The 19,993-nt window shown below is 74.5% G+C and carries 21 protein-coding genes, 1 tRNA gene and 1 pseudogene; 12 read left to right on the plus strand and 11 right to left on the minus strand.

Annotated elements, in window-relative coordinates; translation table 11 throughout:
* Positions 1–165: 165 nt before the first annotated feature.
* Together ACSNN7_RS15880 and ACSNN7_RS15885 are read left to right on the plus strand one after the other, a co-directional pair.
* A tRNA-Met gene (locus tag ACSNN7_RS15880) sits at positions 166–242 on the plus strand.
* 111 nt (positions 243–353) lie between these two features.
* On the plus strand, positions 354–602 hold the full coding sequence (locus tag ACSNN7_RS15885) for a hypothetical protein (RefSeq protein ID WP_334449136.1): 249 nt from the start codon (positions 354–356) through the stop codon (positions 600–602).
* Between the two features lie 43 nt (positions 603–645).
* On the opposite strand, the gene ACSNN7_RS15890 is transcribed toward ACSNN7_RS15885, so the two are convergent.
* Positions 646–1,977, minus strand: a complete 1,332-nt coding sequence (locus ACSNN7_RS15890; RefSeq protein ID WP_436681574.1) for an ABC transporter substrate-binding protein — start codon at positions 1,975–1,977, stop codon at positions 646–648.
* Positions 1,978–2,165: 188 nt separating this feature from the next.
* Between ACSNN7_RS15890 and ACSNN7_RS15895 the strand changes: the two genes are divergently transcribed.
* Complete coding sequence (locus ACSNN7_RS15895; protein ID WP_436681575.1) at positions 2,166–2,999, plus strand: phosphoribosylaminoimidazolesuccinocarboxamide synthase; 834 nt, start codon at positions 2,166–2,168, stop codon at positions 2,997–2,999.
* On the opposite strand, the gene glpK is transcribed toward ACSNN7_RS15895, so the two are convergent.
* Positions 3,000–4,484, minus strand: a complete 1,485-nt coding sequence (glpK, locus tag ACSNN7_RS15900; protein WP_436681576.1) for a glycerol kinase GlpK — start codon at positions 4,482–4,484, stop codon at positions 3,000–3,002.
* Between the two features lie 78 nt (positions 4,485–4,562).
* Between glpK and ACSNN7_RS15905 the strand changes: the two genes are divergently transcribed.
* Entirely contained in the window at positions 4,563–5,501 is a 939-nt protein-coding gene (locus tag ACSNN7_RS15905; protein WP_436681577.1) for a ribose-phosphate diphosphokinase, read from the plus strand.
* A gap of 11 nt (positions 5,502–5,512) precedes the next feature.
* On the opposite strand, the gene ACSNN7_RS15910 is transcribed toward ACSNN7_RS15905, so the two are convergent.
* Positions 5,513–5,980, minus strand: a complete 468-nt coding sequence (locus ACSNN7_RS15910; RefSeq protein ID WP_436681578.1) for an ATP-binding protein — start codon at positions 5,978–5,980, stop codon at positions 5,513–5,515.
* A gap of 120 nt (positions 5,981–6,100) precedes the next feature.
* Here ACSNN7_RS15910 and macS point away from each other — a divergent pair, with 120 nt between their 5' ends.
* Entirely contained in the window at positions 6,101–7,231 is a 1,131-nt protein-coding gene (gene macS / locus ACSNN7_RS15915; protein ID WP_436681579.1) for a MacS family sensor histidine kinase, read from the plus strand.
* A gap of 14 nt (positions 7,232–7,245) precedes the next feature.
* A complete protein-coding gene (locus ACSNN7_RS15920; RefSeq protein ID WP_436681613.1) occupies positions 7,246–7,893 on the plus strand; it encodes a response regulator in 648 nt (215 codons plus the stop codon).
* Between the two features lies 1 nt (position 7,894).
* Here ACSNN7_RS15920 and ACSNN7_RS15925 read toward each other — a convergent pair whose 3' ends face one another.
* The 3 genes from ACSNN7_RS15925 to ACSNN7_RS15935 all read right to left on the minus strand — a co-directional run bounded on the left by ACSNN7_RS15925 (position 7,895) and on the right by ACSNN7_RS15935 (position 10,339).
* Positions 7,895–8,467 (minus strand): DUF5709 domain-containing protein, encoded by a 573-nt coding sequence (locus ACSNN7_RS15925; RefSeq protein ID WP_436681580.1) that lies wholly within the window; start codon positions 8,465–8,467, stop codon positions 7,895–7,897.
* Positions 8,468–8,540: 73 nt separating this feature from the next.
* Positions 8,541–9,281, minus strand: a complete 741-nt coding sequence (locus ACSNN7_RS15930) for an ATP-binding protein (protein ID WP_436681581.1) — start codon at positions 9,279–9,281, stop codon at positions 8,541–8,543.
* A 56-nt stretch (positions 9,282–9,337) separates the two neighbouring features.
* On the minus strand, positions 9,338–10,339 hold the full coding sequence (locus ACSNN7_RS15935) for an SDR family oxidoreductase (RefSeq protein ID WP_436681582.1): 1,002 nt from the start codon (positions 10,337–10,339) through the stop codon (positions 9,338–9,340).
* A gap of 397 nt (positions 10,340–10,736) precedes the next feature.
* On the opposite strand from ACSNN7_RS15935, the gene ACSNN7_RS15940 reads away from it, so the two are divergent.
* Positions 10,737–11,936, plus strand: a complete 1,200-nt coding sequence (locus ACSNN7_RS15940) for a glycosyltransferase (protein ID WP_436681583.1) — start codon at positions 10,737–10,739, stop codon at positions 11,934–11,936.
* Here ACSNN7_RS15940 and ACSNN7_RS15945 read toward each other — a convergent pair.
* The 4 genes and pseudogenes from ACSNN7_RS15945 to aroA all read right to left on the minus strand — a co-directional run bounded on the left by ACSNN7_RS15945 (position 11,894) and on the right by aroA (position 16,117).
* Positions 11,894–12,810, minus strand: a pseudogene (locus tag ACSNN7_RS15945) (hypothetical protein). The gene ACSNN7_RS15940 and the pseudogene ACSNN7_RS15945 overlap by 43 nt on opposite strands.
* A 60-nt stretch (positions 12,811–12,870) precedes the next feature.
* On the minus strand, positions 12,871–13,689 hold the full coding sequence (gene hisN / locus ACSNN7_RS15950) for a histidinol-phosphatase (RefSeq protein WP_436681584.1): 819 nt from the start codon (positions 13,687–13,689) through the stop codon (positions 12,871–12,873).
* Positions 13,690–13,714: 25 nt separating this feature from the next.
* Positions 13,715–14,650: a ribosome small subunit-dependent GTPase A gene (rsgA, locus tag ACSNN7_RS15955; protein WP_436681614.1), complete on the minus strand. Its 936-nt coding sequence runs from the start codon at positions 14,648–14,650 to the stop codon at positions 13,715–13,717.
* A gap of 165 nt (positions 14,651–14,815) precedes the next feature.
* On the minus strand, positions 14,816–16,117 hold the full coding sequence (gene aroA / locus ACSNN7_RS15960; protein ID WP_436681585.1) for a 3-phosphoshikimate 1-carboxyvinyltransferase: 1,302 nt from the start codon (positions 16,115–16,117) through the stop codon (positions 14,816–14,818).
* A 103-nt stretch (positions 16,118–16,220) separates the two neighbouring features.
* Between aroA and ACSNN7_RS15965 the strand changes: the two genes are divergently transcribed.
* From ACSNN7_RS15965 to rsrA, 5 genes are all read left to right on the plus strand, one after another.
* The gene (locus ACSNN7_RS15965) at positions 16,221–16,922 is read left to right on the plus strand and encodes an SOS response-associated peptidase (RefSeq protein ID WP_436681586.1); all 702 of its coding nucleotides are present in this window, start codon (positions 16,221–16,223) and stop codon (positions 16,920–16,922) included.
* Between the two features lie 200 nt (positions 16,923–17,122).
* Positions 17,123–17,515 carry a WhiB family transcriptional regulator gene (locus tag ACSNN7_RS15970; protein WP_088979381.1) on the plus strand — a complete coding sequence of 131 codons (393 nt, stop codon included), beginning with the start codon at positions 17,123–17,125 and terminating at the stop codon, positions 17,513–17,515.
* A 171-nt stretch (positions 17,516–17,686) separates the two neighbouring features.
* Positions 17,687–18,301 carry an alpha/beta hydrolase family protein gene (locus tag ACSNN7_RS15975; RefSeq protein ID WP_436681587.1) on the plus strand — a complete coding sequence of 205 codons (615 nt, stop codon included), beginning with the start codon at positions 17,687–17,689 and terminating at the stop codon, positions 18,299–18,301.
* A gap of 337 nt (positions 18,302–18,638) precedes the next feature.
* On the plus strand, positions 18,639–19,457 hold the full coding sequence (locus tag ACSNN7_RS15980) for a sigma-70 family RNA polymerase sigma factor (RefSeq protein WP_436681588.1): 819 nt from the start codon (positions 18,639–18,641) through the stop codon (positions 19,455–19,457).
* A 1-nt stretch (position 19,458) separates the two neighbouring features.
* The gene (gene rsrA / locus ACSNN7_RS15985) at positions 19,459–19,746 is read left to right on the plus strand and encodes a mycothiol system anti-sigma-R factor (RefSeq protein ID WP_436681589.1); all 288 of its coding nucleotides are present in this window, start codon (positions 19,459–19,461) and stop codon (positions 19,744–19,746) included.
* Positions 19,747–19,861: 115 nt separating this feature from the next.
* On the opposite strand, the gene ACSNN7_RS15990 is transcribed toward rsrA, so the two are convergent.
* Positions 19,862–19,936 (minus strand): 50S ribosomal protein bL37, encoded by a 75-nt coding sequence (locus ACSNN7_RS15990; RefSeq protein WP_369700219.1) that lies wholly within the window; start codon positions 19,934–19,936, stop codon positions 19,862–19,864.
* Positions 19,937–19,993: the final 57 nt, after the last annotated feature.

A 19,993-nucleotide genomic window follows, 5' to 3' on the forward strand; every position in this document is an offset into this window, starting at 1 on the left:
CCAGAGGTCGCAGGTTCAAATCCTGTCCCCGCTACCACGACGAACGGCCCGAGGATCTGATCCTCGGGCCGTTCGCCTTTTCCGCCCCCGCGCAAAGGCCTTCGGCGGCAGATCGGGGACCCGGGTGATCTCGGTCCAGGGGATGCGCTAGGCTTATGGAGCCGACGCGGGGTGGAGCAGCTCGGTAGCTCGCTGGGCTCATAACCCAGAGGTCGCAGGTTCAAATCCTGTCCCCGCTACCACGACGAACGGCCCGAGGATCTGATCCTCGGGCCGTTCGCCATTTCCGCCGACCGAGGGGCTCTCCGCCCGTCCGGCGTGCCCCGGTTGCCCGTCTCGGCGAGGATGGGGTCATGTCATCTTGGAACAGGTGGTGGGGCCGGCTGAGCGCGGTCCTCGGTGCGGTCGTGCTCTCGGTCTTCGTACCGGTCGCGGCCTGGGCGTCCACGAGCCAGGGCGAGCTGGTGGTGGAAGCCGCACGACGCAGGGGCCGCGGCGGTGGCGGCATCCTGGGTCTGCTGTGCTGCCTCGTCGTGGTGGGGCTGATCGTCTTCCTGGTGCTGCGGCTGATGCGCAACCGCCGCAACCGTCCGCCGAGCTGATCCGGTCGAGCCCGGCCGGCGCCCTGTGCGACGCCGGCCGGGCTCACTCCGCCAGCGCCCCCTGCGCCTGCGCCATGAACTTCGACGTCGTGGCCCGCGCGCCCGCCCGGCCCGACCGGACGGCCTGGGCCGCCGCCGTGAGCAGCGCACGCACCCGCGCGTGCCCCCGTGGCGGTGGTGCCGGGGCGGGCCCGACCAGGTCGCTCAGGGTGGTGCCGAGGGCGGCGACCCGCGAGACGACGGGATCGTCGAGCGTCTGGGTGACGGCCTGTCGTACGGCGAGGTCGGCCGGCAGCCCGCGTTCGGTGCCGAGGATGCGGCCCACCTCGACGTTGGTGGTCAGGAAGCTGACCACGTCGGCCACCACCCCGGGGTGCCGGGTGCCGTGGAAACCGGCCCAGTACATGGCGGCCCGGTCCCACTGGGCGGCCGGCGGGCCGGGGAAGGCGGCCAGCGCCAACTCGTCGTCGGTGTAGCGCTGGAGTTCGGGAAGCTGGTGCGACCAGGCGAACGAGGCGGCGGTGTGGCCGGTCACCACGAGCTGCCGGGCCGGTTCGCCGCCGTCGGCCCGGTCGACCAGGGCCGCGGCCGGCGTCGCCCGGTCGTTGCGGGCCCGCTGCCAGAGTTCGAACCAGTCGACCAGGGCCGCCGAGCTGAAGCCGAGCTGCCGCCCCTGGTAGAACTTGCCGCCCTGGCCGCGCAGCCAGAGCCAGAGCGCCCGGTGGTCGCCGGACGGGTCCATGGTGCCGGCCACCCGGCCACCGCTGGCCCGGGTGACCCGCGCCGCCCAGGAGAGGTAGTCGGACCACGGCATGATCGTCGGTTCGGGCAGGTCGAGCCGGCGCAGCAGGTCCTTGTTGTAGACCACGGCGACGTGGGTCTGCCCGGCCGCGACCCCGTGCAGCCGCCCGTCCACCCGGCCGTAGTCGGCCAGCCCGGGCGGCAGGCCGCCCAGGTCGAGCCGGCCGTCCGCGGCGTACGGGCTGAGGTCGAGGGTGATGCCCCGCTGTGCGTACTCAGCCAGCACGGCGTCGTCGACCTGGAACAGGTCCGGCACGTTGCCGCCGCCCGCCTGGGTGGCGAGCCGGTCGTAGTAGCCGCCGAGGGCCTGCCAGGTGATTCGGAAGGTGACCCGGGGGTTGCGCGAGGAGTAGAGCCGCAGCGCCCGCTCGGTCGCCTGCGCGCGCCGGGTGTTGCCCCACCAGAAGACGGACAGCTCGATCGGGCCGTCGGCGTCGGCCTGAGCGCCCGGGTCGGCGCTGCACCCGGCGAGCCCGCCGGTGGCGAGTGCCGGCACCGCCAGCAGCGCGCCGAGCAGCCGCCGTCGGGCCGGGTCGGCGCCGGGCCGGAGGTGCGGGGGGCGGGCAGCGGGCACGGGGCGCTCCTGATGCGCGGTGGTGAGGGCCGGACCATTCACGCAGGGACCGAGCCCGGGTGTCAACGCCCGCCGCCCATCCGGTCGCCGACCGATTTCGGGGCCGGGGTCCGATCCCGGACCCGGCGGCGGTGGGACGGCCGGTGGCCGCACCGGGCGTCCGACCATCGTCTGGTGTACTAGGGCGCGTGGAACTTCTGCACTCGGGCAAGGTCAGGGACGTCTACGCCGACGGCGACGACCTGATCCTGGTCGCCTCCGACCGCATCTCGATCTACGACGTGGTGCTGCCGACGCCGATCCCGGACAAGGGCCGACTGCTCACCGCCCTCTCCGTCTGGTGGTTCGAGCAGCTCGCGGACCTGGTGCCGAACCACGTCATCTCGACCACCGACGTGCCCGCCGAGTTCGCCGGCCGGGCGATCCGCTGCCGGCGGCTGGAGATGGTCCCGGTGGAGTGCGTCGCGCGCGGCTACCTGACCGGCGGCGGCCTGACCGAGTACCAGCGCACCGGCGCCGTCTCCGGCGTGACGCTGCCGCGCGGCCTGGTCGAGGCGTCGATCCTGCCCGAGCCGATCTTCACCCCGTCGACCAAGGCGCCGGTGGGGGAGCACGACGAGCCGATCAGCTTCGCCGAGGTGGTGGACAAGGTCGGCGCGGAGACCGCCGAGCGGCTGCGGCAGATCACGATCGACGTCTACTGCCGCGGCGCGGAGCTCGCCGCCGACCGGGGCATCCTGGTCGCCGACACCAAGATCGAGCTGGGCTGGACGCCGGACGGCACCCTGATGCTCGGCGACGAGCTGCTCACCTCCGACTCGTCCCGGTTCTGGCCGGCCGAGTCGTACCAGCCCGGCCGGACGCAGTTCTCCTACGACAAGCAGTACGTCCGGGACTGGGCGACCAGCAGCGGCTGGGACAAGCAGGGCCCGGCCCCCGAGGTGCCTGCCGAGGTGGTCGAGGCGACCCGGGCCCGCTACGTCGACGTCTACGAGAAGCTCACCGGCAACCGCTGGGCGTAGTCACTCGACCCAGTCGAGGGTGCGGGCCACCGCCTTGCGCCACTGGCGCAGCTCGCGCTCCCGGTGCTCGGGCGTCATCGTCGACTCCCACTGCGCGTCCGAGCTCCACTGGGCGCGCAGGGTGGCCAGGTCCGGCCAGAACCCGACCGCCAGGCCGGCCGCGTACGCCGCGCCGAGGCAGGTGGTCTCGGTGATCCGGGAGCGGACCACCGGCACGTCCAGCACGTCGGCGAGGAACTGCATCAGCAGGCCGTTGGCGGTCATGCCGCCGTCCACCCGCAGCCGGCGCAGCGCCACGTCGGAGTCGGCGTCCATCGCGTCGACCACCTCGCGGGTCTGCCAGGCCGACGCCTCCAGCACCGCCCGGGCCAGGTGACCCTTGGTGATGTAGCCGGTCAGCCCGGCGATCACCCCCCGGGCGTCACTGCGCCAGTGCGGCGCGAAGAGCCCCGAGAAGGCCGGCACCACGTAGCAGCCGCCGTTGTCGTCGACCGTGCGGGCCAGCTCCTCCACCTGCGGCGCGGTGGAGATCAGCCCGAGGTTGTCGCGCAGCCACTGCACCAGCGAGCCGGTGACCGCGATCGCGCCCTCCAGCGCGTACGCGGCCGGCTGCCCGTCGATCCGGTAGGCGACCGTGGTCAGCAGGCCGTGCCGGGAGACGACCGGGCTGGCCCCGGTGTTGAGCAGCAGGAAACTGCCGGTGCCGTAGGTGCACTTCGCCTCGCCCGGCTGGAAGCAGGTCTGCCCGAACAGCGCCGCCTGCTGGTCGCCGAGCGCGCTGGCCACCGGCACCCCCGCCAGCAGCCCCTCGGCGGTGCCGTACACCTCCGCCGAGGAGCGGATCTCCGGCAGCATCGCCGCCGGCACCCGCATCGCGTCGAGCAGTTCCGGATCCCAGTCCAGGGTCTTGAGGTCCATCAGCATGGTCCGGCTGGCGTTGGTCACGTCGGTGACGTGCCGGCCGGTCAGCTTCCAGATCAGCCAGCTGTCCATCGTGCCGAAGAGCACCTCGCCCCGCTCGGCCCGCTCCCGCAGCCCCTCGACGTTGTCCAGCAGCCAGCGCAGCTTCGGGCCGGCGAAGTAGGTGGCCAGGGTCAGCCCGGTGCGCTCCCGGAAGCGTTGCTCGCCGTACGCCTCGTCCAGCTCGCGCAGCAGCGGGCCGGTGCGGGTGTCCTGCCAGACGATCGCGTTGGCCACCGGGCGGCCGGTGGCCCGGTCCCAGACGACGGTGGTCTCCCGCTGGTTGGTGATGCCGACCGCGGCCAGCCCCTCCGGCCCGGTGCCGGCGGCGGCGAGGGCCTCCCGGACGACCTGCTGGACGTTGTCCCAGATCTCCTCGGCGTCGTGCTCCACCCAACCGGGCTGCGGGAACAACTGCCGGTGCTCCCGCTGCGCCGCGGAGACGATCTCCCCGGCCCGGTCGAAGACGATGCACCGTGACGAGGTGGTGCCCTGATCGATGGCGGCGACGTACTCTCCGGTCATTGCGGCACCGTACCCGGAAGGCCGACGCGCCGTCGCCCACGCGCCTGCCCGCCCGCTGACGTCCGTACGATCTTCGACGTGCGTGACATCGCCGTGTTCAGCGGAACCGCCCATCCCGAACTCGCCGCCGAGATCTGTGCCCACCTCGACGTCCCGTTGCATCCCGTGCGGGTCTCCCGGTTCGCCAACGACTGCCTGGAGGTGCAGTTGCAGGCGAACTGCCGGGAGCGCGACGTCTTCCTCATCCAGCCGCTGGTGCCGCCCGTGCAGGAGCACCTGGTCGAGCTGCTGCTCATGATCGACGCGGCTCGGGGCGCGTCCGCCGGCCGGATCACCGTGGTGCTGCCGCACTACGCGTACGCGCGGTCGGACAAGAAGGACGCCCCGCGGATCTCCATCGGCGGGCGGCTCGTCGCCGACCTGCTCACCTCGGCCGGGGCGCACCGGGTGCTGGCGCTGACCCTGCACTCGCCGCAGGTGCACGGCTTCTTCAGCGTCCCCGTCGACCACCTGCACGCGCTGCGCGAGCTGGCCACCCACTTCCGGCGCTACGACCTGACGAACACCGTGGTGGTCTCGCCGGACCTGGGCAACGCCAAGGAGGCCGCCGCCTTCGCCCGGATGCTCGGCACCCCGGTGGCGGCCGGGGCGAAGCAGCGGTTCAGCGACGACCGGGTCAAGATCAGTACGGTGATCGGGGACGTGGACGACCGGGACGTGATCGTCCTCGACGACGAGATCGCCAAGGGCAGCACGGTGATCGAGCTGATGGCGCACCTGCGCGAGCGGAAGGTGCGCTCGATCCGGCTCGCCTGCACCCACGGGCTCTTCTCCAGCGGCGCCCTGGAGCGGCTCAGCGGGCAGGAGGGGGTGCTGGAGATCGTCTGCACCAACACCGTGCCGATCCCGGCGGAGAAGCGGGTGCCGAAGCTGGAGATCCTCTCGGTGGCGCCCGCGCTGGCCGAGGCGATGCGGCGGATCCACAACGGCGAGTCGGTCAGCGCGCTCTTCGGCTGAGACCGGCCGGGTCAGTCGACGCTCGGGCCGCCCGCCCGGCGCAGCGCGTGGGTCAGCGCGCTGATCCGTACCGTGGTGCCGGCCGGGCTGGTCTCGACCTCCATGGCGTCGCTCAGCTCCCGGGCCAGCCAGAGGCCCCACCCGCCCGCGGTGTCCGGGGCCGGGCGGCTGCGGTCGCCGAGCCGCTGCGCACTGATGCCCCGGCCGTGGTCGGAGACCTCGCAGACCAGCTCGTCGGCTGCCCGCCACAGCCGCAGCCAGCCCTGGCCGCCACCGTGCCGCACCGCGTTGGTGATCAGCTCGTTGACGGCCAGCACGAAGTCGTCCAGGCGCTGGCCGTCCAGGCCGGCGGCGTGCGCGCAGGAGGTGACCGAGTGTCGCAGCTCGGTCACCTGGGCCTGGTCGAAGGCTTCGGCGATGAGGAGGGAGGATTCGATGGGCACAACCGTACGCGGCGTGGGTGGTTCTGCGTTCGTCATGGCCCTGTCCCGACAGCGGGTCTTGCAGTTTTCGCGACATTTCCACCGTACGTCAGGGTTCTCCGTCCCGCGACCGGCGGCCCCGCCGGGCGGACCGCCGGCTGTGGCATCGTGACGGCCATGTCGTCGCCACCGGCCGGTCTCGAGGGGCCGCTCTGGCGCTCCATCGCCGTCTTCCGCTTCGCCTCCCTGGCGTACGTCTGCCTGCTGGTGCTCCGCGACGCCGACCGGTACGCCCACCCGCTCGCCGCCGGCACCGTCCTGCTGGGGATGCTGGCGTGGTCCGGGGTGACCGCCGCCGGCTACGCCCGGCCGGCGAACCGGCGCTGGCCGCTGCTCCTGGCCGACCTCGGCGTCGTGCTCGTCGTGCTCGCCGTCTCCCCGTGGGTGGTCGGCCGGGCGGCGCTGGCGACCGGCGTGCCGACCCTGGCCGTGGTCTGGCTGGCCGGCCCGGTGCTGGCCTGGGCGGTCTCCGGCGGGCGGCGGCGCGGCGCGGTCGCGGCGCTCGCGCTCGGCGCGGCGGACCTGGCCAGCCGGGGGCGGATCGGCACCTCCTCGCTCACCGGGGTGATCCTGCTGCTGCTGGCCGGGGTGATCGTCGGGCACGTGGCGCGGTTGGCGGTGACCGCCGAGGAGCGGTTGCACCGGGCGGTGCAGCTGGAGGCGGCCACCCGGGAGCGGGAGCGGCTCGCCCGGGGCATCCACGACTCGGTGCTCCAGGTGCTGGCCCTGGTGCAGCGGCGCGGCGCCCACCTCGACGGGGAGGCCGGTGAGCTGGCCCGGCTCGCCGGCGAGCAGGAGGCGGCGCTGCGCGCGTTGATCGCCGGGGTCGACCCGGTGCCCGCCGCCGACGAGGCGGGCGGCACCCTGGACCTGCGCGCCCTGCTCGGCAGGTACGCCTCGGCGGCGGTCTCCGTCTCCGCCCCGGCGACCCCGGTCCCGCTGCCCACCCAGGTCGCCCGGGAGCTGGCCGCGGCCACCGGGGCGGCGCTGGACAACGTGCGCCGGCACGCCGACGGCCGCGCCTGGGTGCTGGTCGAGGACGAGGGGGAGACGGTGACCGTGTCGGTGCGCGACGCCGGCCCGGGCATCCCGGAGGGCCGGTTGGTCGAGGCGGCGCAGCAGGGGCGGCTGGGCATGAGCCAGTCGATCCGGGGCCGGATCGCCGAACTCGGCGGCGAGGTGCGAATCGTCTCCGCGCCCGGGGAGGGCACCGAGGTGGAGCTGGTGGTACCGAGGGAGGACGCGTGAGCGGGGTACGGGTGATGGTGGTCGACGACCACCCGATGTGGCGGGAGGGCGTGGCCCGCGACCTCACCGAGGCCGGCCACACGGTGGTGGCGACCAGCGGCGAGGGGCGGCAGGCGGTCCGGGTGGCCGCGGCGGCCCGGCCCGACGTCGTGGTGCTCGACCTCCAGCTGCCCGACATCTCGGGGGTGGAGGTGATCCGGGGGCTGCGGGCCGCGCTGCCCGAGGTGCGGGTGCTGATGCTCTCGGCCAGTGGCGAGCAGCAGGGGGTGCTGGACGCGGTGAAGGCCGGTGCCACCGGCTACCTGGTCAAGTCCGCCGCCCCGGCCGAGTTCCTGGACGCGGTCCGCCGCACCGCCGCAGGGGAGCCGGTCTTCACGCCCGGTCTGGCGGGACTGGTGCTGGGGGAGTACCGCCGGCTGGCCGTCGCCGGGGAGGTGGGGGCGCGGCCGGGCCCGGACGACGCGGCACCCCGGCTCACCGAGCGGGAGACCGAGGTGCTGCGTCTGGTCGCCAAGGGTCTGTCGTACCGGCAGATCGCCGAGCGGCTGGGGCTCTCGCACCGCACCGTGCAGAACCACGTTCAGAACACGCTGGGCAAGCTCCAGCTGCACAACCGGGTCGAGCTGACCCGCTACGCGATCGAGCGCGGGCTCGACGACTGAGTCAGTGCGACTCCGGCGGCCGGGTCTCGTGGATCGCCAGCTCCTCGGCGCTGGCCCCGCCACCGGCCGAGCCCGCGTCGTAGGCGACCGAGTCGGTCTCCTGGTCGGTGTGCGCCCCCTCGTCCGGCTCGACCAGCCGGCCCACCTGGGAGTCGGCGATCGTGCCGAGCTGACCGTGGTCGTAGAGGGAGACCGGGGAGCGCGGGTCCGAGGTGGGACCGGGGTTCATCACGTCGGCGTCCAGCTGCGCCTCGGCGGCGGCCTCGTCGCTGTCCGCCTCGGCGGCGATGTCCGGGTCGACCGGGCCGGCCAGCGGGTCGTCGGCAGGGCGCTCGTACTGCTCGCGCTGGAGCTTGTAGTCCAGCGACTCCCCGTCGAGCTGCTCCTCGGCCGTGGTGCCGAACTTGTCCACCGCGACGGGCGTCCGGTCGCCGGGCAGCTGGGCCGGCTCCGGGCCGTCCGCCTCGCGGCCGGTGTTGATGTCGTCGTTGGCGGTGGAGTCGTCGTCGGCCGTCTGCGGCAGACCCTCCGCCTCAGGGTCGGAGAGGGGGGTCGGGTACTCGTCGTCGCGCATGACTGATCACTACCCACTGCCATGCCCGGGGTAACCGGGAACGGACTCCGCGATCGGGATGAAACGGGAGAAGTCAGCCCTGGCGCGCGGCTTCGTCCTCGGCGTGCAGCACGCACCAGACCACCTTGCCGCCCGGGACAGGCGTGCTGCCCCAACGCCGGGCCACCGTGTCGATCAGCAGCAGCCCACGGCCGCCGGTCGAGGTGAGCGGGGCCAAGCCGGCGTACGCGGGCTGCCGCGGCGAGTGGTCGCGGACCGCCACGTGCAGCGAGCTGTTGCGCGGCGCGAGCCGGACCGTCATCGCCGTCCGCGCGTGGGCCACCACGTTGTTGACCATCTCGGTCACCGCGATGGCCGCCGGCTCGGCCAGCTCCGGCACGCCCCAGCGGGCACAACCGTCGGCGACCATCTCCCGGGCGTGGCGGGCCGCACCCACCACGGGCGCGAGGTCGGCCGCGAGCAGCGCCGCCATCGGGGTACGGGCCAGCGCGGCGGTCGCCTCGTCGGCGGTCGGGTACACCGGCAGCCCGGTCGCGCCGGCGCCGGTGACGGTGCCGGCCGGGTCGAGCACCAGCAGGTCGGCGGCGGGCCAGTCGGCGACCGTGCGGCGGACCTCGGCCAGCAGCCGCGCGGCGGTGTCGCCGGTGGAGCGCAGCAGGGCCACGTCGACCACGATCGGGCCGGGCCGGTCGGTGAGCCGGGCCAGCAGGGCGTCGCGTACCCGGTCGGCGGCGATCGGCTCCAGCACGCCGCTCAGCCGTACGGTCGCGGACGTCTCGTCCGCCTCCACCAGGCATCGCGCGTCGGTCGGCATGATCGTCCCATTGTGCATGCCGGGGGCCGTGCGCGCACCCGGCCGCTCTGGGCCGCTCATCGTCGTTCGGCCCGTGACCGGCGGGTCATCGCGGCCACCGTACCGACCGCGGTGCCGGCGGCGGCCAGCCCGACGGCGGCGCTCACCCGGACCAGTTGCCGGCGCCGCCCCTGCCAGCCACCCTCGCGCTCCGCCGCGGCGTCGGCACGGAAGACGTTGCCGGTGCTGTCCGCCGCTCCGGACGGCCCGAACTGCGTCCGGTGCGCGTACCAGCCCAGGGCCCGCTCGGCCAGCGCCGGTGCGAGCCGCCACTGCAGGCCGAGCAGCCGGGCCGCGCCGCCGGCGTACGCCTCCCGGCGGGGCCTGCGCAGCAGCCGGACGATGGTCTCGGCCACCATCTCGGGCGCGTACACCGGCGGCGGCGGGACGAGCTCGCGGCCGGTGTGGTTGCCGGCGTGCCGGAAGAACGGGGTGTCGATGGTGGCCGGCAGCACCGTGCAGATCGAGATGTTGCCCCGGCCGGTGACCCGCAGCTCCTGCCGGACCGTGTCCGCCAGCCCCCGGATGCCGTGCTTGGTGGCGTTGTACGCCGACTGGTAGGGCATCGCCACCTCGGCCAGCACCGAGGCGTTGTTGACCAGCACCCCGCCGCCGGAGAGGCTCAGCCAGGGCAGTGCGGCCCGGATGCCGTACGCGGCGCCCAGCAGGTTGACCTCCAGCACCCGGCGGAACTCCGCCACCGGGATCTCGTCGAAGAGCCCGACCGCGCTGACCGCGGCGTTGTTCACCCAGCCGTCGATCCGGCCGTACTCGGCCGCCGCGCGGGCGGCCAGCTCCTCGACCGCCACCGGATCGGTGATGTCGGTGGGCACCACCAGTGCCCGTCCGCCGAGTTCCCGGCAGCGCCGGGCGACCTCCTCGAGGGCGGACTCGCTGCGGGCGGCGAGGACGACGTCGGCGCCCCGGCGGGCCAGTGCGTACGCCGTGGCGGTACCGATGCCGCTGGAGGCGCCGGTGACGACCACGACGGCATCCGAGAGACTGCGGGTTAGCGGCATTCTTCGTCGGTACCCCGCCCCGGGTGGGTCATGCAGCCGGGCCGGGACGGATCGCGGCCGGCGGCCCGCAGCCGCCGTGGGCCGCCGCGTCCGGCGGCCGGGGCCGGCCGCCGGACGCCCGCTTCGGACGCTGTGGAGCTGATGACGTAAACGGATCACCCGGTCCGGCCGTCCGCCGGGCCCCACCCGCCCGACCAGGCACCTCGGCACGGCGCGTCGGACCTGCGGAAATCCGGGCGGCGGCGGCCCGTGCGCCACCCGGTGCCGCGGTGTCGGGACCCAAGTGCCGGAGCCCTTCCGACTGCTCCCGATCTGCCAGGTTTGGGCTCGCCGGGGCTCGGTTAATGGGACCCTCTGACCGGAGGACCATCCCTCACGAATCGCATGGAGGTGCACCATGCGCGTCGGCCTCGTCTGCGCGCACGCCGGCACGGCCCGGCATGCGGACGCCCCCGCCGTCGGTACCCACGAACACATCGCCCGGGTCGCCGCCGAGCTGGCCGGGCGCGGCCACGACGTACGGGTCTACGAGCGCCGGGAGGACCCCGCCCTGCCCGAGGTGGTCGAGGTGGACGGCTACCGCCTCGAGCGGGTGCCGGTCGGCCCGCCCGCCCCGCTGCCCACCGCCGAGCTGGTGCCCCACGTGTCGGAGTTCGGCCGCTGGCTGGCCGACCGCTGGTCCGGCGAGTGGACCCCGGAGGTGGTGCACGGGCACTACTGGATCGGGGGCCTGGCCGCCGCCCACGCGGTACGCGAGACGGACATCCCGGTCGTGCAGACCTTCCACTCCCTCGGCGTCGAGCAGCTGCGCCACCTCGGCCGGCAGTACGGCGGCCCGGGGGAGCGGATCCCGCTGGAGCGGGCGCTGACCCGGGCGGTGGACATCGCGGTCGCCCAGTGCAACGACGAGGTGGACGAGCTGACCCGGATGGGGCTGCAACGCACCTCGGTGGCGATGGTCCCCGCCGGGGTGGACATCGAGCAGTTCCACCCCGACGGCGAGGCGGCCCCCCGCGACCGGCGAGCCCGCATCCTCTCCGTCGGCGGGCTCTCGCCCGGCCACGGCCAGGAGGACCTGATCCGGGCGATGCGCCTGGTCGGCGACGCCGAACTGGTCATCGCCGGTGGCCCGCCGCCGGAGCAGCTGGCCACCCACGCCGAGGCCCGGCGGCTGCGCGAGCTGGCCGAGCGGACCGGGGTCGCCGACCAGGTGAAGCTGGTCGGAGCCGTGCCGCACGACCAGATGGCCACCTGGTACCGCTCGGCCGACGTGGTGGCCTGCACCCCGCACTACTCCTCCGCCGGGCGGGTGTCGCTGGAGGCGATGGCCTGCGGCGTCCCGGTCGTCGGGTACGCGATGGGCGGCATCGCCGACGCCGTGGTCGACGAGGTCACCGGGCGGCTGGTGCCCCCGGGTGACGTCCGCACGCTGGGCGTGACGCTGCGCCGGCTGCTGGCCGACAACGCCGGGCGGTTCGCGTACGGGCACGCGGCGGTGGACCGGGTGCGGTGCAGCTACACGTGGGAGCGCACCGCCAGCGCGCTGGAACGGCTCTACGAGCGGGTGGTGCTCCGGCGCAAGCCGGTCGAGGCCTGACCCCGGCGGTTCAGAGTGGGGGCCGGCCGGAGCCGGCGCCCACCGCGACCCGCGCCCGGGGCCGGACCACGGTGTGGTGGTGCTGCGGTTCGGCGTACCGGGTGAGCCCGATGACCGCGGCGAGGGTGGCCAGGAAGCCGGCCGCGGCCAGCCACTCCCGGCCGGGCCAGATCCGGTCGTTGAGCAGCAGCAGGCCGACGATCGCCGCGGGCACCGCCCCGGCGGCGTCCATCGCGGCGACGGCGGCCGTGGTGGAGCCGCGCTGCATCGCCAGCCCGAGCAGCAGCTGCCCGACCAGCGAGTGCGCGATCAGCAGGTAGAGCAGCGGGTCCTGGAGCAGCGCCTCGGTCGACGACGCCGACGCCAGCGGCCGGGCCGCGACCGCGGCGGCGGAGAACGCCATCCCGGCCAGCGAGCCGAGCGCCACCGACCCGGGCGGACCGTGCAGGCGTACGGCGAAGAAGCCGAGCACTCCGATGCCGCCCAGCGCCACGGCCAGGGCGACCACACCGGCGGTGCCGAGGGACTTCGACGGGGCCGGCTGGGCGGAGAGCACCAACGCGGTGATCCCGCCGAAGAGGAGCACCAGCAGGGCCACCTCCGCCTTCGGCAGCCGCCACTTGAGCACCACCACGCCCAGCACCGCGGTGACCCCCAGGCCGGCGGCCACGCTGGCCTGCACCAGGAACAGCGGCAGGTCCCGGCGGGCCAGGAAGGCCAGCACGAAGCCGGCCACCTGGCAGAGCAGGCCGACCAGGTAGGTGCGGTGCACGGCCAGCCGCAGCAGCAGCCCCGGATCGAAGGTGTGATGCACGGTCGTGCGGGCGGCGGCGACCGACTGCAACATGTTGGCGAAGCCGTACGCGACGATCATGGCCGCGAGGAAGCACCAACCGGAGGACACCACCTGGCGAGGATAGAGGGTGCCCGGGGGTCAGCGCTCGGTTGGCCGAGCCAGCCGGTCGAGGATGTCGGCGTGCAGCAGGCCGTTGCTGGCCACCGCGCTGCTCTCCCCGGAACCGTCCCCGGCAGGGGCGGGACGCCCCGACAGGTCGGTGAAGCAGCCCCCGGCCTCGGTGACGACCGGCACCAGCGCGGCAATGTCCCACAGCGACAACTCGGGCTCCACCATGACGTCGAGTGCACCCTCGGCCAGCAGCATGTAGCCGTAGAAGTCGCCGTACGCGCGGCTGCGCCAGGTGTCCCGCATCAGCTGGAGCATCGCGTCGAGCCGGCCCGCCTCCTCCCAGCCGGTGAGCGAGGAGTAGCAGAAGCTCGCGTCGGCCAGGTCGCCGACGGCGGAGACCCGGATCGGAGTCCCGGAGCCGGCGTCCGGCCCGGCGTACGCGCCCTCGCCGAGCGCGCCCCACCAGCGGCGGCCCAGCGCCGGGGCGGAGACCAGCCCGACCACCGGACGGTCTCCCTCCAGCAGCGCGATCAGGGTGGCCCAGACCGGCACCCCGCGGACGAAGTTCTTCGTGCCGTCGATCGGGTCCACCACCCAGCGCCGGCCACCCGGCCCGGCGGCGGGCTGCTCGCCGTACTCCTCGCCGAGCAGGCCGTCGCCGGGGCGCCGCTCGGCCAGCAGCGCGCGGATCTCCCGCTCCACGGCGGTGTCCGCGTCGGAGACGGGGGTGAGGTCCGGCTTGGCCTGCACCCGCAGGTCGAGGGCGCGGAAGCGGGCCGTGGAGATGGCGTCGGCGGCGTCCGCGAGCTGGTGGGCGAGGGCGATGTCGTCGGCGTACCCGGTCATGGGCGCAACGGTAGCCACGCCCGGTTCAGGACCCGGCGAGCGGGTCGCCCGGATTCCGCTCGGGCTCGCCGCGCGGGTCACCCTCCCCGGACCGGGAGGCCAGCAGCCGCCGGTACGACGCCAGCCGGCGCGGGTCGGCCTTGCCGGCGGCCACCCAGGCGTCCAGCGCGCAGTCGGGCGCGTCGGCGGTGTGCGGGCAGTTCGGCGGGCAGTCCACGGTCGCCTCGACCAGGTCGGCGAAGCCGTGCAGCAGGCTCTCCGCCGAGACGTGCGCGAGCCCGAAGCTGCGTACCCCGGGGGTGTCGACGATCCAGCCGGGGTCGCCGTCGACGCCCGGCGCGGGCGGCAGCCGCAGCGCCACGGCGCTGGTGGAGGTGTGCCGGCCCCGGCCGATCGCGCTGACCACGCCGACCGCCCGGGCGGCCTCCGGCACCAGGCGGTTGACCAGCGTCGACTTGCCCACCCCGGAGTGCCCGACCATCACCGACACCCGGCCGGCGAGCAGCGCCCGCAGCGCGTCCAGGTCGGAGTCCGGGCGAACCAGCACGTACGGCAGCTCCAGCTCGGTGTAGTAGCCGAGCACCTGCTCCGGCCCGGCCAGGTCGGCCTTGGTCAGGCAGAGCAGCGGTTCGATCCCGGCGTCGTACGCGGCCACCAGGCAGCGGTCGATGAAACCGGTACGCGGCGGCGGGTCGGCCAGCGCGCTGACGATCACCAGCTGGTCGGCGTTGGCGACCACGACCCGTTCCAGCCGCCCCTCGGCGGTGGTCGCGTCGTCCTCGGCGGTGCGCCGCAGCACGGAGCTGCGCTCGGCGATCCGGACGATCCGGGCCAGCGCGCCGGCCGCCCCGGAGGTGTCCCCGACCAGCCCGACCCGGTCGCCGACCACCACCGACTTGCGCCCCAGCTCCCGGGCCCGCATCGCGGTCACCGTCTCCGCCACCGTGCCGCCGGGCAGCACGCAGGTGTAGCGGCCCCGGTCGACGGCGATCACGAAGCCGTCGACCGCGTCGGAGTGCCGGGGGCGGGTGCGGGTGCGCGGACGCGAGGACTTCCCGGGCCGGACCCGTACGTCGTCCTCGTCGTACTCCCGCCGTCTGGTCGCCAGGACCGCCCCCTCGTCGCCTCAGTTCTTACCGGTCACCATTGCCGACCATAGTGCCGGGAACTCGGGCATGGTCTTGGAGGTACACGCGATGTCGTCCACCTCGATGCCGGGGACGGCCAGCCCGGCCACCGCGGCGGCGTGCGCCATCCGGTGGTCGGCGTACGTGCGGAAGGTGCCGCCGCGCAGCGGGCGGGGCCGGATCTCCAGCCCGTCGGCGGACTCGGTCAGGTCGGCGCCGAGGCTGGTGAACTCGCGGGCCAGGGCGGCGATCCGGTCGGTCTCGTGACCGCGGATGTGCGCGATACCGGTGAACCGGGACGGGGAGTCGGCCAGCATGGCCAGCGCCGTCAGCGCCGGGGTCAGCTCGCTGACGTCGGAGAGGTCGGCTTCCAGGCCGTGCACCGTGCCGGTGCCGCGCACGGTCAGCCCGGCGGTGCCGAGGCTCACCTCGCCGCCCATCCGGTGCAGCAGCGACCGGAGCTGCTCGACCGGCTGGGCGCTGCTGCGCGGCCAGCCCTGCAACGTCACCTCGCCGCCGGTGACCAGCGCGGCGGCGAAGAACGGGACCGCACCGGAGAGGTCCGGTTCGATCTCCCAGCCGCGCCCGGCCAGCGGGCCGGGCTCGACCACCCAGACGTCCGGGACGCTGTCGTCGACCGCCGCGCCGGCCGCCCGCAGCATCTGCACGGTCATTCGCAGGTGGGGGGCGGAGGGGACGGGCGGGCCCTCGTGGCGGACCACCACGCCCCGGTCGAAGCGGGCACCGGCGAGCAGCAGGCCGGAGACGAGCTGGCTGGAGGCGGAGGCGTCGATCACCACCTCGCCGCCGGTGACCCGGCCGGTGCCCTGCACCGTCAGCGGCAGGCTGCCTTCGGCCGGGGCCTCGACGCGGACGCCGAGCGACCGCAGCGCGCCGATCAGCGGGCCGAGCGGTCGGACCCGGGCCTGCGGGTCGCCGTCGAAGGTGACCCGCCCCTCGGCCAGTCCGGCAACCGGCGGCGCGAAGCGCATCACCGTGCCGGCCAGCCCGACGTCGACGTGGGCCGGCCCGACCAGCCGGTGCGGGCGGACCAGCCAGCGTTCGTCGTCGGAGATGGACATGTGCGCGCCCATCGCCCGCAGCCCGCCGGCCATCAGCTCGGTGTCCCGGGCGCGCAGCGGCCCGTGCAGCGTCGACGGTCCGTTGGCCAGGGCGCTGAGCACCAGCGCCCGGGCGGTCATCGACTTCGAGCCGGGCAGGCGCAGCGTCGAGGCGACCGGGTCGCTGGCGGTCGGTGCGGTCCACGGCTGCGGCGGCCGGGTCGCGGTCGGATTCCCCACGGTTACATTCTGCCAAGGTCGCCGACCCGCGGAAGCCGGCCGTCGGCCGTGCTCCCGGTTGGCGGGACAGCCGGGAAGCCGACGGGGCGTTAGCGTGTGCGCCATGTGCGGGAGGTACGCCACGACCCGGAGCGCCGGTGACCTGAGCGCGCTGTTCGAGTCGTACGACGACACCGACGGCCGGCTCGGCCCGGACCACAACGTCGCGCCGACCGACCCGGTGCCCCTGGTCCGGGTCGACGCCGAGGGTGGCCGGGTGCTGTCGGCCGGGCGCTGGGGCTTGGTGCCGCACTGGTCCCGCTCGGCGGCCGGCGCCGCCCGCATGATCAACGCGCGGGCCGAGACGGTCGCCACCAGCCGGGCGTACGCCGACCCGTTCGCCCGCCGGCGCTGCCTGGTCCCCGCCGACGGCTGGTACGAGTGGGTGCGTCGCCCCGCCGGCGGCAAGCAGCCCTACTACATGACCCCGCGCGACGGCTCGGTGCTGGCCTTCGCGGGCATCTGGTCGCGCTGGGAGTCGCTGCTCACCTTCAGCGTGCTCACCACCGCCGCAGTGGGGGAGCTGGCCGAGGTGCACGACCGGATGCCGCTGCTGCTGCCCGCCGACCGCTGGGCGGCCTGGCTCGGGCCGGTCGACGAGCCGGCCACGCTGCTCGCCCCGCCGCCGCTCGACTGGCTCGCCGGTCTGGAGATCCGGCCGGTCGGACCGGCGGTGGGCGACGTCCGCAACGACGGTCCGGGGCTTATCGCGCGCGTACCACTGCCCGAGGAGCGGATCGAGGAGGAGGAAATGACGCTGTTCTGAGTGCGATTCGCGACATTGTCGCGTACGAATTGCCAGAGTTCCGGGCGAAATTTCGCTCGGATCTTCAGTCATCTTTGTGCACACCCCCTTGTCTCCGTGTCCGCGGGTGCGATAGAACACAGCGCCGGCACTGGGAGCGTCTTCGCGCGGTGCGAACGACGCCCGTCGATCTTGCCGGTCCCACGGGGGAGGTGGGTGTGATGACCCGGGCGCGTATGCCCCGACCGCACGAGGTGGCCGCCGCACGACGAGATCCGCGACTGTTGCGGGCGTTGCGCGAACGCCGCCAGGACGAGGCCTGGCGGACCAGAGGGACCTGTCAGAGCGTCGATCCGGAAACTTTCTTTCCGGCACCGAACGAGCCGGCCGACGCCGCCGTCGCGCTCTGCCGCAGCTGCGACGTGCAGGGGTCGTGCCTGGCCTGGGCGCTGGAGGTGGGCGACTGCCACGGCGTCTGGGGCGGCACCACGCCGCGCGAACGCCGGGCGATGCTGGTCGCCTGGCGCAGCGAGGTGCAACCGGATCCGGACGCCGCCGACGACGCGGGCCCGCCGGTGCGCGACCGTCTCCTGACGCTGGTGCCGCTGAGCTAGCGCGTACCGCACGCCCACGTCACCGCTCGTCGACGGGTACCGGCCCGAACGCCCACCGCGGCGCTCCGGCCGGTACGCGTCGCCGTGCCGGGCTGTTTCGTCGTGGCCGGGCCGCTGGGCATTGTCGGCCTGCTCGCCGTGCGGGGGCGCCCGGCGGCGCAGAATGGGCCGGTGCCGCACCACGACGAGATCGACACGCCACGGGGCCGGGCCCGGGTCGAGACCGACCTGCCGACCGGCCCGCCGGTCGCCCTGCTCGTGCTCGGGCACGGTGCCGGCGGGGACGTCGACGCACCCGACCTGGTCGCGGTCCGGGATGCGGCCGTCGGGGCGGGGGTGGTGGTGGCGCGGGTGACCCAGCCGTACCGGGTGGCCGGGCGGCGGGCGCCGGCACCGGCCGGGCACCTCGACGAGGCGTGGACGACGGTGGTCGCCGCGCTGCGTACCGGGCATCCCGACGTGCCGCTGCTGGTCGGCGGGCGGTCCAGCGGCGCCCGGGTGGCCTGCCGCACGGCGGCGGCGGTGGGCGCGGCCGGCGTGGTCGCGCTGGCGTTCCCGCTGCATCCGCCGGGCCGCCCGGAGCGGTCCCGCGCGGCCGAGCTGCTGACCGGGCTGCCGACCCTGGTGGTCAACGGCGACCGCGACCCCTTCGGCGTGCCCGGGGCCGCCGACCCGGTACGCGTGGTCGTCCGCCCCGGTGAGCGTCACGACCTGCGCAAGGATCCGGCCGCCGTGGCCACGGCCGTGCTCGCCTGGCTCCGCGAGCGGGGCTGGGCGTTGCCCTGAGCCACGGCGGGTGGCCGTTGCCCTGAGCCACGGGCGGGTGGCCGTTGCCCTGAGCCACGGGCGGGTGGCCGTTGCCCTGAGCCGCGACGGGTGGCCGGAACGGCCGGCGTCGCCGCCCCCAACCCCCGGCGAGCGTGACCGGTGCGGCGCAGGGTCGTTGCATGGGTGGTGCCGGCGGACCGGTTCGGGCGACGGCACCGTCCCTCCCAGGCCCTTCCTGGTCCCAGCGTCGGTTCTGCCGAGGCCGGGACCAGGAACGGGGGCCGCCGGCGGAATGCCCGGACCCCGAACGGGCGTTACCACCACCGGACGACACATCTGGCGAGGGGGGTGACCGGTGCCGACCGAGACATGGAGCCGGGAACGGGACGTACGGGAGACGCGGCAGCTCCGGCAGCTGCTGGGCGGACCCGACTGGCCCGCGACGGCAGGCGGCACGGCGGTGGTGAGAGCGGGCACACCCGGTGGAACCGAATCTGTGGGCAGGTCCGTGCGCGTATCCTCGGCGAGGAAGCATCCGACGCGAGGGGATGTGCGGTTGACCACCGAGAAGACGGACGAGCGTAGGGCCCGCTTCGAGCGGGACGCGATGCCCTTCGTCGACCAGCTCTACGCTGCCGGGTTGCGGATGACACGCAACCCCGCGGATGCCGAGGACCTGGTCCAGGAGACGTACCTGAAGGCGTACGCCGCCTTCCACCAGTTCGAGCAGGGCACGAACCTGAAGGCCTGGCTCTACCGGATCCTGACCAACACCTACATCAACTCCTACCGCAAGCGGCAGCGCCAGCCCATCCAGGCGCCCACCGACGAGATCACCGACTGGCAGCTCGCCGAGGCCGAGTCGCACACCTCCAGCGGTCTGCGCTCGGCCGAGACCGAGGCGCTGGACCGGCTGCCGGACAGCGACGTCAAGGAGGCCCTCCAGCAGCTGCCGGAGGAGTTCCGCCTGGCGGTCTACCTGACCGACGTCGAGGGGTTCTCCTACAAGGAGGTCGCGGACATCATGGGTACGCCGATCGGCACCGTGATGTCCCGCCTGCACCGGGGCCGTCGTAATCTGCGGAAGCTGCTCGAGCGCTACGCCGCGGAGCGTGGTTTCAGCTCCGCGCGGTCCTCGAAGGGCTCGACCGCCGCTGCCGGCCGGGAGGTGTGACGTGAGCTGTGGGAAGCCGCACGAGACGGACTGCCGAGAGGTGCTCGCGGAGGTCTACCTCTACCTGGACCTGGAGTGCGCGGAGGAACGGCGCACCCTGATCCGGCACCACCTCGACGAGTGCGGGCCGTGCCTGCACGAGTACGGCATCGAGCAGGAGGTGAAGGCGCTCGTGGCCCGCTGCTGCGGCAACGAGATCGCCCCCGACCAGCTGCGCGAGCGGCTGCGGATCCGCCTGACCGAGCTGGTGGTCTTCGAGACCACCGAGTCGCGCGAACTGGCCGACTGAACGCTACGCACGACACGACGGTGGCCCGGGTCGATCCGACCCGGGCCACCGGTCTGTCCGGCCCCCGTTGGGCCGGCGGTGCTGACTGCGACGGCGGGTCACCCGCCGTGCGAGATCAGGAGTTGGGGCGCTTGCCGTGGTTCGCGCCGCTCTTCTTACGGGCCTTCTTCTTCCGGGCCTTCTTCGCCATGGTGACCTCCTCGTGATGGTCGGATCCCTGTTCGGCGACCCTCGGCGCCGGTGCACG

It is taken from the genome of Micromonospora sp. URMC 105 (assembly GCF_051386295.1).
Taxonomy (GTDB): domain Bacteria; phylum Actinomycetota; class Actinomycetes; order Mycobacteriales; family Micromonosporaceae; genus Micromonospora.